This window comes from Bacillus safensis FO-36b (assembly GCF_000691165.1).
Classification (GTDB): domain Bacteria; phylum Bacillota; class Bacilli; order Bacillales; family Bacillaceae; genus Bacillus; species Bacillus safensis.
This window is the reverse complement of record NZ_ASJD01000005.1, coordinates 88,607-104,532: the sequence shown is the minus strand read 5'-3', so window position 1 is coordinate 104,532 and position 15,926 is coordinate 88,607. Positions and strand designations below refer to the sequence as shown.

Here is a 15,926-nt window from a genome sequence, read left to right as displayed (position 1 = left end):
GAATCTTTTCCCTGCTTAGCATAATGGGAAAAACGTGCTATAATGTTCAGAAGATTTTTTAAAACTAGCTTTTATAATCTGAGGTGTGAAATCAAATGAAACTAACAGAAAAAGAAACTGAAATATTAGAGATTTTAGATGAAAACAGCCGCGCCGATTTAAATACAATTGCAAAAATGGCAGGCGTGACAACAGAAGAAGCCGAAGCCATCATTCAAAAACTTGAAGATCAAAAAGTCATTATTGATTATTCAACCATGATTGACTGGCGAAAAGTGGATGGTCATGAAGGCGTTACAGCAATGATTGATGTAAAAGTGACACCAAAAAGAGGCGTCGGATTTGATGAAATTGCTGAACGGATTTATCGGTTTCAGGAAGTGGAGTCTGTCTATCTCATGTCAGGTGTTTATGATCTTTCCGTTGTGATCCGCGGAAGATCAATGTCTGATATTGCCCGCTTCGTATCTGAAAAATTATCGACACTTGATTCCGTTGTTTCAACAACTACCCACTTTATTTTGAAAAGATATAAACATGATGGGAAAGTGTTTGAAACAGGAGACGATGACAAAAGAATCGTGGTGTCTCCTTAAATGAAAAAGTCTTATTTATCTGAAACGGTACAAAGCATTCAGCCGTCAGGTATTCGGAAATTCTTTGATTTGGCTGCCACAATGGAGGGGGTTATCTCCCTTGGTGTCGGCGAGCCAGATTTCGTGACAGCTTGGAATGTCAGAGAGGCAAGTATTATGTCATTAGAACAAGGGCTGACCTCTTATACGGCGAATGCAGGTTTAATTTCTTTGCGAAAAGAACTGAGCCACTATTTATATAAGCGGTTTCACATTAACTACAGTCCAGAAGAAGAACTCATTATCACAGTTGGCGGAAGCCAGGCACTTGATTTGGCCTTTCGTGCGATTTTAAACAGCGGGGATGAAGTGATCATTCCAGAGCCTTGTTTCGTAGCATACGGGGCACTTACGACACTTGCAGGCGGCGTGCCTGTCTATTTAAGTACAACCGCTGAAAAAGATTTCAAAGCAGATTCTGCTGATCTTCGCACAAAGCTGACGCCGAAGACAAAAGCCATTTTGCTTTGCTCGCCATCAAATCCGACTGGGTCTGTTTATTCAAAGGAAGAGCTTGAAGATATTGCTCAATTTGCGAAAGAGCATGACCTGCTCATTATTACGGATGAGATTTATGCAGAGCTGACATACGATGAAGCTTTTACAAGCGTGGCGGCTATTCAAGATATGAAGGAAAGAACGATCTTGATCTCAGGCTTTTCTAAAGGGTTTGCCATGACGGGCTGGCGTTTAGGATATGTGGCAGCACCACCTGTACTGCGCGATGCCATGCTGAAAATACATCAATATTCTATGATGTGCGCGCCGGCGATGGCACAATATGCGGCAGAAGAAGCATTAAAAAATGGACTTGAAGATGTGGAGAAAATGAAAAAAAGCTACAGAAGGCGCCGTAATTTGTTTGTCGGCTCCCTTAATGAACTAGGACTCACATGCCACCAGCCAAATGGAGCGTTTTACGCGTTCCCATCGATTAAAAGCACAGGCATGACGTCAGAACAATTTGCTGAGGAGCTGCTCCTAAGCGAAAAAGTGGCCGTTGTTCCTGGGAATGTTTTCGGACCGAGCGGTGAAGGTCATATTCGCTGTTCATATGCTTCGTCACTTGATCATCTTCAGGAATCACTTTCAAGAATACAGCGCTTTTTGCAGGCTCGACAAGTGAAGGAAGAAGCATCAGCCATCTTAAAATAAAAAAAGGCATCAATCCAAATGGACTCATGCCTCACAAATTAGGGGGGAATACTAGAAAGCATTCTTGTTTTCAGGTATTCCCCCTTTTGATCTCATCTAAACCCATTTAAAAAATATTTTGCGTAACTGCCTGTTCTGTGATATAGTTTTTAATTGCGTATAAACGAATATTAAAACATTTATTTAGGAGTTGTTATCATGGCGACAAAGTTTGAAGTAGGCAGTGTTTACACTGGTAAAGTAACAGGATTACAAGCGTATGGTGCGTTTGTTGCATTAGATGAAGAAACTCAAGGACTTGTGCATATTTCTGAAGTAACACATGGCTTTGTAAAAGACATCAACGAGCACCTTTCAATTGGTGACGAAGTACAAGTAAAAGTTCTTTCTGTTGATGAAAATGCAGGTAAAATCAGCCTTTCTATCCGTGCGACACAAGATGCACCTGAAAGAAAAGAAAGCAAACCAAAGAAACAAAGACCACAGCAAGTGAAAGAAGAAGCTGCTGCACCACAAGGTTTCAATACGCTTAAAGATAAACTTGAAGAGTGGATTGAGCAATCAAACCGTAAAGACCTTATCAAGAAATAATAAAAAAGCACCGCTCCAAACGGTGCCTTAGATTGTTGACAAAGGGCTAAAATTTTAGCCCTTTGTCTTCTTTTTCAGCGTGATAGAAAACCTTTGAAGTCTAGGAAAAGCGGGCACTTTTGCGGACGAATTTAGAATTCGTGAGCACCAGCGCGCAGACCTGACAAAGAATGCGAGGGTTTGTCTACATGCTGAGGCTGCCTCATGTAGGCAGCCTTTTTTATGTCTTTTTATTTAACGAACTTCTGGGTTCGGCTCGTCACGGCGAACAGCTTCTTCGCTTGGTTTGAACAACAGACCAAGGTTGACAAGACCTGCAATTCCAACAAGACCATAAATAATACGTGATAATGCAGAACCTTGTCCGCCAAAGATCGCTGCTACTAAGTCAAATTGAAAAAAGCCGATTAGTCCCCAGTTAATAGCACCGATAATCGTGAGCACGAGGGCAATACGCTGAATAGCACTCATCGTGATTCCTCCTTTCGCTACAGCATCAATACATTTATATTTTGCAGATTTTTAGCCAAACTATGCGTAAGAAAATGGATGAAAGCAAATTACTTTACTTTTGGAATGAATGAGGCGCATAATGTAGCGCGAGGAGGAGATCACATGGATCGATTTACTTATTGGAACCCAACGAAATTAATTTTTGGAAAGGGAGAAGTATCAGCCCTTTCAGATGAACTCAAACACTACGGAAAAAACGTATTACTTGTATATGGTGGAGGCAGTATTAAACGAAACGGCCTTTATGACCAAGTTGTCAGCATCCTAAAAGAATCAGGAGCTGCAATCACTGAACTTGCTGGTGTGGAGCCTAACCCGCGCTTAACAACAGTAAGAAAAGGGGTCGAACTTTGCAAAGAGAACGACATTGATTTTATTTTGGCAGTTGGCGGCGGCAGTGTCATTGATGCGACGAAAGCAATCGCAGCTGGTGCGAAGTACGATGGAGATGCTTGGGATATCGTGACACGCAAGCACGTCCCAATGGAAGCTATTCCGTTCGGTACTGTGTTAACACTTGCCGCAACAGGCTCTGAAATGAACTCTGGATCAGTCATCACAAACTGGGAAACAAATGAGAAGTATGGCTGGGGAAGTCCAGCAGTTTTCCCGAAATTCTCTATTCTTGATCCAGTCAACACATTCACTGTGCCTAAAAACCATACGATTTATGGCATGGTTGACATGATGTCACATGTGTTCGAACAATATTTCCATCACACAGAAAATACACCTTACCAAGATCGTATGTGTGAAGGACTTCTTCGCACTGTCATTGAAACGGCACCGAAGTTGATCAACGATCTAGAGAACTATGAGCTCCGTGAAACGATTTTATTCACTGGCACAATTGCGCTTAATGGCATGCTTTCAATGGGGGCACGTGGTGACTGGGCTTCTCATAACATTGAGCATGCAGTATCAGCTGTTTATGATATCCCCCATGCAGGCGGTCTTGCAATCTTGTTCCCGAACTGGATGAAACATGTGATTCAAGAAAACCCAGGCCGTTTTAAACAATTAGCGGTCCGTGTATTCGATGTAGATCCTGCGGGCAAAACAGATGAAGAAGTCGGCTTAGAAGGAATTGACAAGCTGTCAGCTTTCTGGACAAGTCTTGGTGCACCAAGTCGTTTAGCCGATTATGACATCAACGATGAGAAAATTGATTTAATTGCAGACCGTGCAATGGCACGCGGTGAATTTGGTCAATTTAAAAAGCTGAACAAAGAAGATGTTTTAGCCATTTTGAACGCTTCTTTATAATTGAACAATAAAGGGATAGCTGCTTGCGGGCAGTTATCTTTTTTGAGTTCATTGTGTACATATGTTACAGTAGTCTTTCATGTTTTTGGATATATTCGTTGTAAGGAGATGTTTCAACAGATGGAGAATTTTATTTACTATAACCCAACAAAATTGATGTTTGGAAAAGGACAGCTAGAAGGACTCAAAAGCGAACTCGCTCGTTATGGAAAACGAGTGTTACTTGTATATGGCGGCGGCAGCATTAAGAAAAATGGTCTTTATGACAATGTCATCAGTGCGTTAAATGAAGCAGATGCAGAAGTGTTTGAGCTGTCTGGCGTTGAACCAAACCCGCGCCTCACAACAGTGAAAAAGGGAATCGATATCTGCCAAAAGGAGAACATTGATTTCTTATTAGCCGTTGGCGGCGGAAGTGTGATCGACTGTACAAAAGCAATTGCAGCCGGAGCAGAGTATGACGGTGATGTGTGGGATATTATTTCAAAGAAAACAACCGCTCAAAAAGCACTGCCGTTTGGCACAGTGCTGACACTTGCAGCAACTGGTTCAGAAATGAATCCAGACTCTGTCATCACAAACTGGGAAACGAATGAAAAATATGTGTGGGGCAGCTCTGTCACTCACCCAGCTTTTTCAATTCTAGACCCTGAGCATACGTATTCTGTGCCAGAAAACCAGACGGTGTATGGTATGGTCGATATGATGAGCCACGTTTTTGAGCAATACTTCCATAATGTGAAAAACACGCCTTTACAGGACCGGATGTGTTTTGCTGTTCTTCAAACAGTCATCGAGACAGCACCAAAACTGCTGGAAGACTTACAAAACTATGAGCATCGTGAAACGATTCTATATGCAGGAACGATTGCTTTAAATGGCACGCTGCAAATGGGTTACTTTGGCGACTGGGCGTCCCATACGATTGAGCATGCTGTATCGGCTGTCTATGACATTCCGCATGCAGGCGGGCTTGCTATCCTCTTCCCAAACTGGATGCGCCACACGCTCGATCATAATGTAGAACGTTTTAAAAACCTTATGCTGAACATGTTTGACATCGAAACAGACGGAAAGTCAGATCGTGACATCGCATTAGAAGGGATCGACAAACTGTCAGCGTTCTGGACAAGTCTCGGTGCACCAAGCCGTTTAGCGGATTATGATATTGGTGAAGATCAGCTGGACAAAATTGCCGACATTGCAGCAAAAGAGATGGAATACGGTGGTTTTGGTAACTTTATGAAACTTAACCGTGATGATATTCTATCGATTTTGAAAGCTTCTTTATAATCCAGATTGCCGCTTCTCAACAAGAGAAGCGGCTTTTTGCCATGCCAGTGACGATCACTTGATTTCAAAAGCTAGTTCCGCTAAAGTGAAAGGGACAGAACTAACGTAATGGAGGGCTTACAAGCGATGACACATATTCAATTTGACTACTCGAAAGCGTTACCTTTCTTTCAAGAACATGAGCTTACATATTTAAAAGATTTTGTGAAGGTAGCCCATCATAATATTCATGAACAAACGGGTGCAGGCAGTGACTATTTAGGCTGGGTGGACTTGCCGAAGCAATATGACCGCGAAGAATTTGCCCGCATTAAAAAAAGTGCAGACAAAATTAAATCTGACTCTGACGTCCTGCTCGTTGTCGGAATCGGCGGGTCATATCTAGGGGCACGTGCCGCGATTGAATTTTTGAACCATACTTTCTATAACACTTTGCCAAAAGGCAAGCGCAAGACACCGCAAATCATTTTTATTGGAAACAACATCAGTTCATCTTATTTAACAGATGTAATGGATCTATTGGAAGATGCAGATTTCTCCATTAACGTGATTTCAAAATCTGGTACAACAACAGAGCCAGCCATTGCGTTCCGCATCTTTAAAAAGCTCCTCATTGAAAAATACGGTGCTGAAGAAGCGAAAAAACGTATTTATGCGACAACTGACAAGGCACGCGGTGCACTTAAAACATTAGCAACTGAAGAAGGCTACGAATCATTTATCATCCCGGATGATGTTGGTGGACGCTATTCAGTATTAACAGCAGTCGGTCTTTTGCCAATCGCTGTGAGCGGTGCAGATATTGATCAGATGATGGAAGGTGCAGCAAAAGCAAGCGAAGACTTCGCTTCATCGGAGCTTTCTGAAAATGCGGCTTACCAATATGCTGTCGTCCGCAATGTCCTTTACAATAAAGGCAGAACGATTGAAATGCTGATTAACTATGAGCCAGGTCTGCAATATTTCGCAGAATGGTGGAAGCAATTATTCGGTGAAAGTGAAGGGAAAGATGAAAAAGGAATCTATCCTTCATCTGCTAACTTCTCAACAGATCTTCATTCACTTGGTCAATATGTTCAAGAAGGAAGAAGAGACTTGTTTGAAACAATCGTGAGTGTAGACAAGCCTCGACATGAGCTTGTAATTGAAGCAGAAGAACAAGACCTTGATGGCTTGAACTATCTGGCAGGAAAAACGGTTGATTTCGTCAATAAAAAAGCATTTGAAGGAACGATGCTTGCCCATACAGATGGAAAAGTACCGAACCTTATCGTGACAATTCCTGAGATGGATGCTTATACATTCGGATACCTCGTGTACTTCTTTGAGAAAGCATGTGCGATGTCTGGATATTTACTAGGCGTCAATCCATTTGATCAGCCTGGAGTAGAAGCTTATAAAGTGAATATGTTTGCTTTACTAGGAAAACCAGGCTTCGAAGAGAAAAAAGCAGAGCTTGAAAGCCGTTTAAAACAATCATAAGAACAAAAAGCACACCTTTTCATAAAGGTGTGCCTTTTTTGTTTTCTTCAGGTTCCTGTGCAAGCTTTCCAGTGTGCTGTACATAGAATAATGAATAGAGGAGGGTGAAAAATGAGGACGAATCATATATATATTCATGATATTTCTGGTCAGGCGATCGTTAACTTTGGCAATGTCGGACGCATTTGTTCTAAGAGTGCTACGAAGGAAACAGCGGGTTCCGGCAGTGATAACGAGACGAATCAATCATCCAATCAAAGCCTGTTCGATGCCGCGTTTACAAACAATGTCCAAATCGCGAGAGGAAATGTATGAATTCCTCTCTTTAACGAACCCTAATACAAAAAGGAGGGTTTCGTATGATTCATGTACCATCCAGGCTGCCTGGTGAAAGCTTTTCACTTTACCATTTAGAAGAAACGATGAAGCCGCTCGGTTATGTCATTAATGGGAACTGGGATTATGATCACGGGTATTTTGATTATAAAATTGATAACCGTGATGGCTATACCTTTCTCAGAGTTCCTTTTACAGCCGAGAAAGGCCAGCTCGATCAGCCAGGTGTTGTGGTGAAAATGGGACATCCATTTCTCTTAAAGCATGTCTATCAAGATAAGTTAGATGATCATGCGATGGTTGGAAATGTGGGTGCATCCTTTAATCAATTCCAAGAACCAAAAGAGAAAGATGGGGATGTATCAAAGGCTTATGCTGAGATTGGCTTTTCGCTCGTCAAGGAATTAGAAGACGCACTGCTTTAAAGGCTGATCAATTCATCCTCTGGATGAAGCTCATAGCCAAAGGGAGGATTCATCATGGGTCCTTCTTTTTTTTGTACGCCAACGATAATTACATGATGCTCTAGAAAGTGATGGAGCGCCGTTAAGAATGTTTCTCCAGCCAATGAAGCCGGTACAGGTATGATGGTGACGTGTTTATGCAGCGTCATATGTCGTTTTTTCTTAAACGCCGTAAGCTGTTCCTTTATCAGAAAATGTTCAACCATTAAATGATTGACAGCATCAGAGGTATGAATGACTTGGTTAGCGCCAGCACGCTCGGCATTCTTCACGTAACGATCTGTTAAGATTTCAATTAAACAATATAGAGAAGGGTTTAATCCTTTTGCTGCAAGTAAGGTTAAAACACTCTGCATATCGGCTGTCACTTCATTTTCATGCTGATCTGCGGTAATCATGATTGCATCTGCACCGGTAATGTTGGCTTTACGAAGTGTGACATCTTCGGTCCCATGTCCTTTAATAAAATGGACATTTTCCAAAAGAGGCCCTTCTTTCAAGGAGTCATCAATCAGCACAATCGGCATGGCTGGATCAATCGTTTGAAACGACTGAAGCAGTTTGTTTGTCTTCTCATTCCAGCCGACGATAATGAGGTGTCCATTCCCCTTAAAGGCTACCTTGCCCTCAACATAATGGTGCTGCTTGCTGAATACAGCGGCGGCAAGTGTGGCGAAATAAGCGGTGACAAAGCTGGCTCCGATAAAAATGAGCGCCATACCTGCCACCTGCCCTGGCATGGTTTGCGGCACAAAATCACCGTAACCAACCGTAGAGACTGTAATAAGCGCCCACCAGATCCCATCAAAGATCGTATGATATTGCTTCGGTTCAAGTAAAACGATTAATTGTCCAAAAAAGAGAAGCAAGAAACAGATTATAATGGCAATTCGAAGATAAAGTGGCCACCTTAGCCAAGCGATAAAGATACGGTTTGATTTCATCGGACTCTTCCTTTCAGGAGACTGCTAATGTCAGTATGCCCGATTGAGGAAACATTTTTTCATCTTCGTCATGTATTGAAATAGAACCCATATCTTAAAATAAGGGAGAAGAAGGAGGGAATTCGAATGTCGTTTGTTCAAAAGACCGTACTTCTTTTTATTGGTGTGCACTTTTTATCATCAGCTGTCATCTTACTCGTGTTTGATTTAAATGCTGTGAATCATTTTATGAATGATTTTTCATGGCTGCACTTTTTTCAAGACCTTTATGGTACAGGGACCTTTTATACAGCTTGCTTAGGTGTGTTCTTCTTTTTCATTGGTGCGGTTATTCCCCTAAAAAAGACCTAGTGCTTTTTGCTGTACATGGTACATAAAAGTCATTAAAATTGTAAATAAATATATAAAATAAAAAGGAAGCTGATGAGCATGCTGTTTTTTTATTTTTTAACGTTTGCCGCATTGGGTTTATCATTTTGGGCACAATTTAAAGTGAAGAATAATTTTGAAAAGTATTCAAAGGTGGAAGCATCCAGTATGAAAACAGGTGCTGAAACCGCTCGATATATTTTAGATCGCAACGGGTTATATGACGTGCCCGTTGAACCGGTAAGAGGAACTTTGACTGATCATTACGACCCGACGCAGCGTGTGGTTCGTTTATCTGAACCTGTGTACTACGGCCACTCCATTTCGGCCATTTCAGTCGCATCACACGAGGTTGGACATGCCTTGCAGCATCAGGAATCCTATGGTGCGCTTGTTTTGAGACATAAGATCTTTCCTGTCGTGAACTTTGCATCTGGTGTTGCTCCGCTTCTTTTCCTTGGTGGAATTTTGCTCAGCAGCCTTAACTTAATCGGGCTTGGGATCATTTTGTTCTCAGCAGCTGTATTCTTTCAGCTTGTGACATTGCCTGTCGAGTTTAATGCAAGTTCTCGTGCAAAAGATATCATTGTTTCAGAAGGAATCATTAGAAGCAGTGAAGAAAGAGGCGTGAACAAGGTGTTAAATGCTGCAGCTCTGACATACGTAGCAGCGGCCCTTGTCTCCCTGTTTGAATTGCTCCGTTTTGTAATGATCTTCCTAAATGGCCGTAATGATTAATTGATGCCAGAGGAGGTGAGCCCTTACCATTGTTAGGTAAGGGTTTTTTTGTACATTTTAAACGTATTTTTAGTCATATTACTCATTGCTGCGACAGCATTTTTTGTTGTCACTGAATTTGCGATTGTGAAAATTAGAGGCTCTAAAATCAACCAGCTGATCGAAAGCGGGGATAAGAGAGCCATTCATGTTCAAAAGCTGATATCAAATCTTGACGAGTATTTATCCGCCTGCCAACTTGGCATTACCATTACGGCTTTAGGTCTAGGGTGGCTGGGTGAGCCGACGGTGGAGCATTTTCTGCATCCGCTGTTTGAAAAAATCGGGCTTCATTCTGCATTGACTGACATCCTTTCGTTTATCATCGCATTTGTGATCATTACATTTTTACATGTCGTTGTGGGAGAACTCGCGCCTAAAACAATTGCCATTCAAAAGGCAGAGGCGGTCAGCCTTGTGACAGCAAAACCACTCATCTTTTTCTATAAAGTCATGTACCCGTTTATTAAGGCATTAAATGGGGCTGCACGAAGCATCGTGAAATTATTTGGTTATCATTCTGTCAAAGAACATGAAGTGGCGATCAGTGAGGAAGAATTGCGTCTCATTTTATCTGAAAGCTATGAGAAGGGTGAGATTAACCAATCTGAGTACAAATATGTGAATAAAATCTTTGAATTTGATAACCGAGTGGCAAGAGAGATCATGATTCCGCGTACAGAAATTTCAGCTATAGAGATTGAACAGACCTTAGAAGACGTGACCCATTATATGCTGAACGAAAGGTACACACGCTACCCTGTTATTAAAGAAGACAAAGATCATGTGATTGGTGTTATTAACAGCAAAGATGTATTTAAGGCCAGCTTTCTAAATCAAGATGTATCGATTGAAGACTTAATGCGTCCGGTGATCCGAGTGATTGAAAGCACCCCTGTTCAAGAATTGCTCATTTTGATGCAAAAGGAACGGATTCATATGTCAGTGCTCGTAGACGAATACGGAGGTACAGCGGGACTTGTCACAGTGGAGGACATATTAGAGGAAATTGTCGGAGAGATTCGAGATGAATATGATCAGGATGAAACACCTCACATCGTTAAAAAAGGTGATTTTCATTATGTGATGGATGGGAAAGCATTGATTGATGAAGTAAATGATTTATTGGATTTAGCCATTGAGAATGATGATGTTGATACAATTGCTGGCTGGATGATGACGCATAAATTTGATTTTGACATTGGGGATACGATTGAAGCAGAAGGCTGTGAATTTACGATCATTGATGCTGAAGACCACCATATTCGAACCATTGAAGTCAAAAAGGTTCACTTTTCTTAAAAACCTCGCATTGCTTGACGAGGTTTTTTTGCTTGGTAAACTTTAGATAAGAAGATTTGTTTCACATAAAAAGGGTATGGTTTTTATAGAAACGTGAAAAAGGAGCAGCTCATATGAAAAAAATCAATCTACAAACAGACAGACGCGATGATATGATCGACGTCACACATGAGGTTCTCCAATATGTCAGGGAAACAGGCATACAAAACGGAACTGTCATCGTCTATTGTCCACATACGACAGCAGGGATCACCATTAATGAAAATGCGGATCCAGATGTGAAACGAGATATGCTTCGCCGGCTTGATGAAGTTTTTCCGTGGGAACATCCAAAGGATCGCCATATGGAAGGAAATACGGCTGCACATATGAAAGCGAGTTATATGGGGGCGTCTCAGCATGTTCTCATTCATGATGGAGATCTTGTGCTTGGCACGTGGCAGGGAATCTATTTCTGTGAGTTTGACGGGCCGAGGCATCGTCATTTTTATGTACAAGTGTCGTCAAACGAGTAAGAGATGGGGGAAATAAATGGGGGACATCAAAAAGTTACTGCAAATCGAACATGGAATCATCCAAGCACCAATGGCAGGAGGAGCTGTGACACCGCAGCTGGCAGCCGCTGTTTCAAATTACGGAGGGCTTGGCAGCTTGGCAAGTGGATATGTGCAGCCTGACGATTTGAGACAGCAGATTAGACAGGTCAAACAGCTGACATCTCGCCTGTTTCAGGTCAATGTGTTTGTACCAGAGCCAATTCCAGATGTGAAAAAAGAGGATGTGGCGTTTTGGGAGAAGAGACTGCCTGTATGGCCCGAAGCTCATAGGATGCCAAGCGAAGAAGAGCTGTGGGATGATTTTGAACGGAAAATCAACATTCTTCTGGAAGAAGACGTTCCGATCGTTTCCTTTACATTCGCCTGTCCAAATGAACAAACGATTCACCACCTAAAACAAAAGGGAATCTTTTTAATCGGAACGGCGACAACAAAAGAGGAAGCACTGCTTCTAGAGGAAAAAGGAATGGATGCTATTGTGCTGCAAGGAAGTGAAGCAGGGGGACATCGCGGCACATTTTTACATGCAAAAGGAGACGCCTTGGTGGGGCTGATCAGTCTGATCTCTGACGTCAAACCGCTCTGCCGTGTGCCTTTGATAGCTGCAGGAGGCATCACGAACCGATTAGGTATGAAAGCAGCGCTAGCGCTTGGAGCGGATGCGGTTCAAATCGGCACACGATTTTTAGCCAGCCAGGAAAGTGCTGCGGCAGAGGTATACAAGAAAGCCATTTTAAAGGCAGAAGGCAGTGAAACGAGGGTGACAAGGCTTTTTTCTGGGAAAAGAGCGAGAGGTATTGTGAATCAGTGGATGGAGGATGAAAGTCTGCATGAAGATAGGGTTCTTCCTTACCCAGTTCAGCATCTATGCACAACACCGATGCGAAAAGCAGCTGCTGCCGGAGGTAACCCTGATCAAATGGCTCTGTGGGCAGGACAGGGCGTTGGACGTATTCACTCGATTTTAAGCGTTGAAGACATCATGCACGAACTGACGCAGACATAAAATCATGATGGGTGGTGTGACAGGATGGACATCTTAAAACATTCCTACCGAAAAAAAGGCCAGATTGAATTTTGGTTTGATGATTTCCCTCATTCTCCTGCTGTCCTTACGCCCATTCGTCATTACTATTTTGTTCGATACGTGAAATGGAGCCGGCACGACTCGCCGGTCACAAGAAAAGATTTAGAAGAAATGGAGGTCCTTGCGAACACGATGCTTGGCACACTCCAAAATTATCGTAAACGCAAGGCATACAGAAGCCCCTTGTCATAACCAATAGACAAGAGGCTTTTTTTAGCTGCCAAACATTTGCCTGAGATAAATTACATCCATCCGGGTAGTCTGCGGTAATAAATAAGCGGATTGAACCGCACCTGGCCGTCTTCTCTTATTCAGTTTGTCGATAATTTCTGCCGCTGTTAAAATTCCAAGTCCATGACCGTAATATTGATCTTCTCCTAAGTAAATCACATTTTCCCCGCGCCATTGCGATTGCTGATAGCTAAACTCTGGATTTTCGAAATATAAACAATCCCCATAGATAAAATCATTCCCGCGCTCTGTATAAATCGACAAAGTATCATAGTGCCAGTCATACAGTGTTAAACTGCGAAGTCTTCGATTAAACTTCTCCTCTCCTACTGTTTGCAAAACCCCCATATAAAACACAATGACAATCGCTGTTGCGCATTCAAATGCATATTTTGAACCATTTTCAAAAATGTCTTTAATGCCTCTTGATGGCTCCACTTGATAACGCAGCTCTAGTGCTCCTGCTTCCGACACACGCCAAAACGCATCATTTGCACGCGACCTTTGAAAGATGGCGAATGAGGCACCGCTTTTATTCAAATCTCTTGCAGCATTCATAATGTTCGATCTTAAAGTGACCTCAAATAACAAATCAGATGCTTGCCTATAGCGGAACGTATCATTCGAGGCCTGTAACTGCATCAAAATGATCCGCTTTTGTCCCTCTAGCTGAAACGATGCCAGCTGCTCATTTGTCACTGGCTGTCCTGAAAGGATAATCATATGAAAAGCGCCCCCTTTTGTATTAGCGTATGCAGGGTGCTTGGGCAAGGAATCAATTTGTGGAAATAAACAAAATAGCATCCTTTTTATTTGAAAAACATGAAAATACTATGAAGATGTCCGATATAAAACATATCGTTTAAAAGGAGGAAAAACATGAAAAGTGCAATAAAATGGTTGAAAAAACCATCGATTTCCAAAAGACTGATTATTTCATTCACACTTGTTCTCGTCTTGCCAATCATTACACTCAGTACGATTTCATATCAGATTGCCAAAGAAGAATTAGATCATGAAATCATGTACGGAGCAAAAGCAAGAGTCAATGATATGAATGACATGATCGAGCAAAAGCTTTTGAATAAAGAAAACGCGGTGAAACTTTTTACTCAAACAACAACTGCTGCAGACTTTAAAAAGAAAAACCAGGACGAACTGTATGAGCATTTTGAAATATACAGCAAAATCAACGAAGATGATGTAGTTGGATTTTATGCAGCAAGTAAAAATCGTGATTTCATTCAGTTTCCTAAAGTAGACATGCCAAAAGGCTATGACCCAACAACACGCGATTGGTATCAGCAAGCGATGCAGGATGAAAAAGGTGAGCCAGTTGTCACCAATCCATACATTTCTGCTACAACAAACGGCATGGTGGTCACGATTGCCCAGCGCCTGAAGGACGGGTCGGGAGCGATCGGAATCGACATTGATGTGCAAGACATTGTTGATAAAATCAAAGAAATTAAAATTGGACGAGAAGGATATCCAATTATTGCAAATAAAGACAAACAAATTGTAGCCCATCCAGAAGAAAAGTCAGGATCTGAGGTCACAGGAAATATTTCATCAATCCTTTACAGCGGCAAAGAAGGAACATCAACTTATGAGAATAAAGGAGAACAAAAACGTATCGTTTTTGTCACAAATGATTTAACAGGTTGGAAAATTGCTGGAACGATGTTTGTATCAGAAACAGAAGAAGCAGCACAGCCAGTTTGGAATTCTGCCATTATTCTTTTAATTTCTTCATTTATCCTTGGCGGTGTCGCTATCTTCTTCATTGTTCGCTCGATTACCATTGGACTGAGAAGGCTTGTTGATTTCTCAGAAAAGGTGAGTGAAGGGGATTTAACAGAAACCCTCGAAACCAAATCGAAGGATGAAATAGGAGATCTCACAAGAAGCTTCAGCAAGATGAGTGAATCTCTTCGTGACGTCATTCGCGCTGTACAGCAATCTGTCGACAACGTGGCTTCGGCTTCAGAGGAGCTGACGGCAAGTGCCAGCCAAACGAGTCAAGCAACAGAGCATATCACGATGTCAATTGAACAATTTTCAAATGGAAATGAAGCACAAAACGAGAAAGTCGAATCTAGTACGAATCAGCTTGTGGCAATGAACGAAGGATTACAAGATATGTCACAAACCTCATCTGAAGTGGCTGCTGTCTCTATTCAATCAACAGAAGCTGCTGGTCAAGGCGGCCGAATTGTTGAAAGCACAGCAAGCCAAATGAAACATATTGATACATCTGTACAAGAAGCAGAGCAGGTCATGAAAGAATTAGAATACAAGTCTAAAGATATTACGAGTATTTTAAATGTCATTAATGGCATCGCGGATCAAACGAATTTACTTGCGCTTAATGCAGCAATTGAAGCAGCAAGAGCAGGTGAATCAGGACGCGGATTCTCCGTCGTTGCAGAAGAAGTGAGAAAACTAGCAGTCCAATCCGCAGATTCAGCGAAAGAAATTGAGAAGCTCATCCAAGAAATTGTACTAGAAATTGCTAAATCTCAAGATATGTTCAAAGCAGTCAATCGAGAAGTAAACGCAGGACTCGGTATGACAGAAGAAGCAAAAGAAAGCTTCCAGCACATTTATGAGGCGGCAGAAGGAATGTCGAAAAAACTGTCGCAATTAAACGATACAGCCATTGACCTATCAAGTGGTTCAAAGCTTGTTTCACAAGCGATGCAGGAGATGCGCCAAGTCTCGAGAGAAAGCGCAGCAAACATTCAGGACATTGCGGCTTCTGCAGAAGAGCAGCTAGCATCTATGGAAGAAATCACATCTTCCTCTGTGACACTTGCCAACATGGCAGAGGAACTAAAAGAGCTCACAAGTCAATTTAAAATTAATTAAATAATGATGAAAAAGTATCCAGAATTGTCTGGGTATTTTTTTTATTTTTAAAC

The 15,926-nt window shown here is 41.9% G+C and carries 18 protein-coding genes and 1 pseudogene; 16 read left to right on the top strand and 3 right to left on the bottom strand.

Annotated elements, in window-relative coordinates:
* The first annotated feature begins 95 nt into the window (after positions 1-95).
* The 3 genes from BA81_RS12660 to yugI all read left to right on the top strand — a co-directional run bounded on the left by BA81_RS12660 (position 96) and on the right by yugI (position 2,381).
* Entirely contained in the window at positions 96-596 is a 501-nt protein-coding gene (locus tag BA81_RS12660; RefSeq protein ID WP_003213765.1) for an Lrp/AsnC family transcriptional regulator, read from the top strand.
* A complete protein-coding gene (locus tag BA81_RS12655; protein WP_034282537.1) occupies positions 597-1,790 on the top strand; it encodes an aminotransferase in 1,194 nt (397 codons plus the stop codon).
* A gap of 198 nt (positions 1,791-1,988) precedes the next feature.
* Positions 1,989-2,381, top strand: coding sequence for a S1 domain-containing post-transcriptional regulator GSP13 (yugI, locus tag BA81_RS12650; RefSeq protein WP_007500519.1), 393 nt, complete (start codon positions 1,989-1,991; stop codon positions 2,379-2,381).
* A 234-nt stretch (positions 2,382-2,615) separates the two neighbouring features.
* Here the strand turns inward: yugI and BA81_RS12645 are convergent, their stop codons facing one another.
* On the bottom strand, positions 2,616-2,852 hold the full coding sequence (locus tag BA81_RS12645) for a DUF378 domain-containing protein (RefSeq protein WP_003212952.1): 237 nt from the start codon (positions 2,850-2,852) through the stop codon (positions 2,616-2,618).
* A 144-nt stretch (positions 2,853-2,996) separates the two neighbouring features.
* On the opposite strand from BA81_RS12645, the gene BA81_RS12640 reads away from it, so the two are divergent.
* From BA81_RS12640 to BA81_RS12620, 5 genes are all read left to right on the top strand, one after another.
* Positions 2,997-4,160 (top strand): iron-containing alcohol dehydrogenase, encoded by a 1,164-nt coding sequence (locus BA81_RS12640; RefSeq protein WP_034282535.1) that lies wholly within the window; start codon positions 2,997-2,999, stop codon positions 4,158-4,160.
* 120 nt (positions 4,161-4,280) lie between these two features.
* Entirely contained in the window at positions 4,281-5,453 is a 1,173-nt protein-coding gene (locus BA81_RS12635) for an iron-containing alcohol dehydrogenase (protein WP_034282532.1), read from the top strand.
* A gap of 126 nt (positions 5,454-5,579) precedes the next feature.
* Positions 5,580-6,935: a glucose-6-phosphate isomerase gene (locus tag BA81_RS12630; RefSeq protein WP_034282529.1), complete on the top strand. Its 1,356-nt coding sequence runs from the start codon at positions 5,580-5,582 to the stop codon at positions 6,933-6,935.
* 111 nt (positions 6,936-7,046) lie between these two features.
* Complete coding sequence (locus tag BA81_RS12625; protein ID WP_227001680.1) at positions 7,047-7,250, top strand: spore germination protein; 204 nt, start codon at positions 7,047-7,049, stop codon at positions 7,248-7,250.
* 44 nt (positions 7,251-7,294) lie between these two features.
* A complete protein-coding gene (locus BA81_RS12620; protein ID WP_024423291.1) occupies positions 7,295-7,696 on the top strand; it encodes a YugN-like family protein in 402 nt (133 codons plus the stop codon).
* Here the strand turns inward: BA81_RS12620 and BA81_RS12615 are convergent.
* Positions 7,693-8,679: a potassium channel family protein gene (locus BA81_RS12615; RefSeq protein WP_034282528.1), complete on the bottom strand. Its 987-nt coding sequence runs from the start codon at positions 8,677-8,679 to the stop codon at positions 7,693-7,695. The genes BA81_RS12620 and BA81_RS12615 overlap by 4 nt on opposite strands.
* A gap of 126 nt (positions 8,680-8,805) precedes the next feature.
* Between BA81_RS12615 and BA81_RS12610 the strand changes: the two genes are divergently transcribed.
* From BA81_RS12610 to BA81_RS12585, 6 genes are all read left to right on the top strand, one after another.
* Complete coding sequence (locus tag BA81_RS12610) at positions 8,806-9,030, top strand: YuzI family membrane protein (RefSeq protein ID WP_024423289.1); 225 nt, start codon at positions 8,806-8,808, stop codon at positions 9,028-9,030.
* 81 nt (positions 9,031-9,111) lie between these two features.
* Positions 9,112-9,786, top strand: coding sequence for a zinc metallopeptidase (locus BA81_RS12605; RefSeq protein WP_024423288.1), 675 nt, complete (start codon positions 9,112-9,114; stop codon positions 9,784-9,786).
* Positions 9,787-9,834: 48 nt separating this feature from the next.
* Positions 9,835-11,127: a hemolysin family protein gene (locus BA81_RS12600; RefSeq protein WP_024423287.1), complete on the top strand. Its 1,293-nt coding sequence runs from the start codon at positions 9,835-9,837 to the stop codon at positions 11,125-11,127.
* A 113-nt stretch (positions 11,128-11,240) separates the two neighbouring features.
* Positions 11,241-11,642, top strand: coding sequence for a secondary thiamine-phosphate synthase enzyme YjbQ (locus BA81_RS12595; protein WP_034282527.1), 402 nt, complete (start codon positions 11,241-11,243; stop codon positions 11,640-11,642).
* A 16-nt stretch (positions 11,643-11,658) separates the two neighbouring features.
* Positions 11,659-12,690, top strand: coding sequence for an NAD(P)H-dependent flavin oxidoreductase (locus BA81_RS12590; RefSeq protein WP_034282526.1), 1,032 nt, complete (start codon positions 11,659-11,661; stop codon positions 12,688-12,690).
* Between the two features lie 24 nt (positions 12,691-12,714).
* The gene (locus BA81_RS12585) at positions 12,715-12,963 is read left to right on the top strand and encodes a hypothetical protein (protein ID WP_034282525.1); all 249 of its coding nucleotides are present in this window, start codon (positions 12,715-12,717) and stop codon (positions 12,961-12,963) included.
* Between the two features lie 21 nt (positions 12,964-12,984).
* Here BA81_RS12585 and BA81_RS12580 read toward each other — a convergent pair whose 3' ends face one another.
* Entirely contained in the window at positions 12,985-13,725 is a 741-nt protein-coding gene (locus tag BA81_RS12580; RefSeq protein ID WP_034282523.1) for a protein-glutamine gamma-glutamyltransferase, read from the bottom strand.
* Between the two features lie 156 nt (positions 13,726-13,881).
* Between BA81_RS12580 and BA81_RS20205 the strand changes: the two are divergent.
* A pseudogene (locus BA81_RS20205) lies at positions 13,882-14,931 on the top strand (cache domain-containing protein); the annotation flags it as partial.
* Positions 14,923-15,873: a methyl-accepting chemotaxis protein gene (locus BA81_RS20200; RefSeq protein ID WP_369810485.1), complete on the top strand. Its 951-nt coding sequence runs from the start codon at positions 14,923-14,925 to the stop codon at positions 15,871-15,873. The pseudogene BA81_RS20205 and the gene BA81_RS20200, both read left to right, overlap by 9 nt.
* The last annotated feature ends 53 nt before the right edge of the window (positions 15,874-15,926 follow it).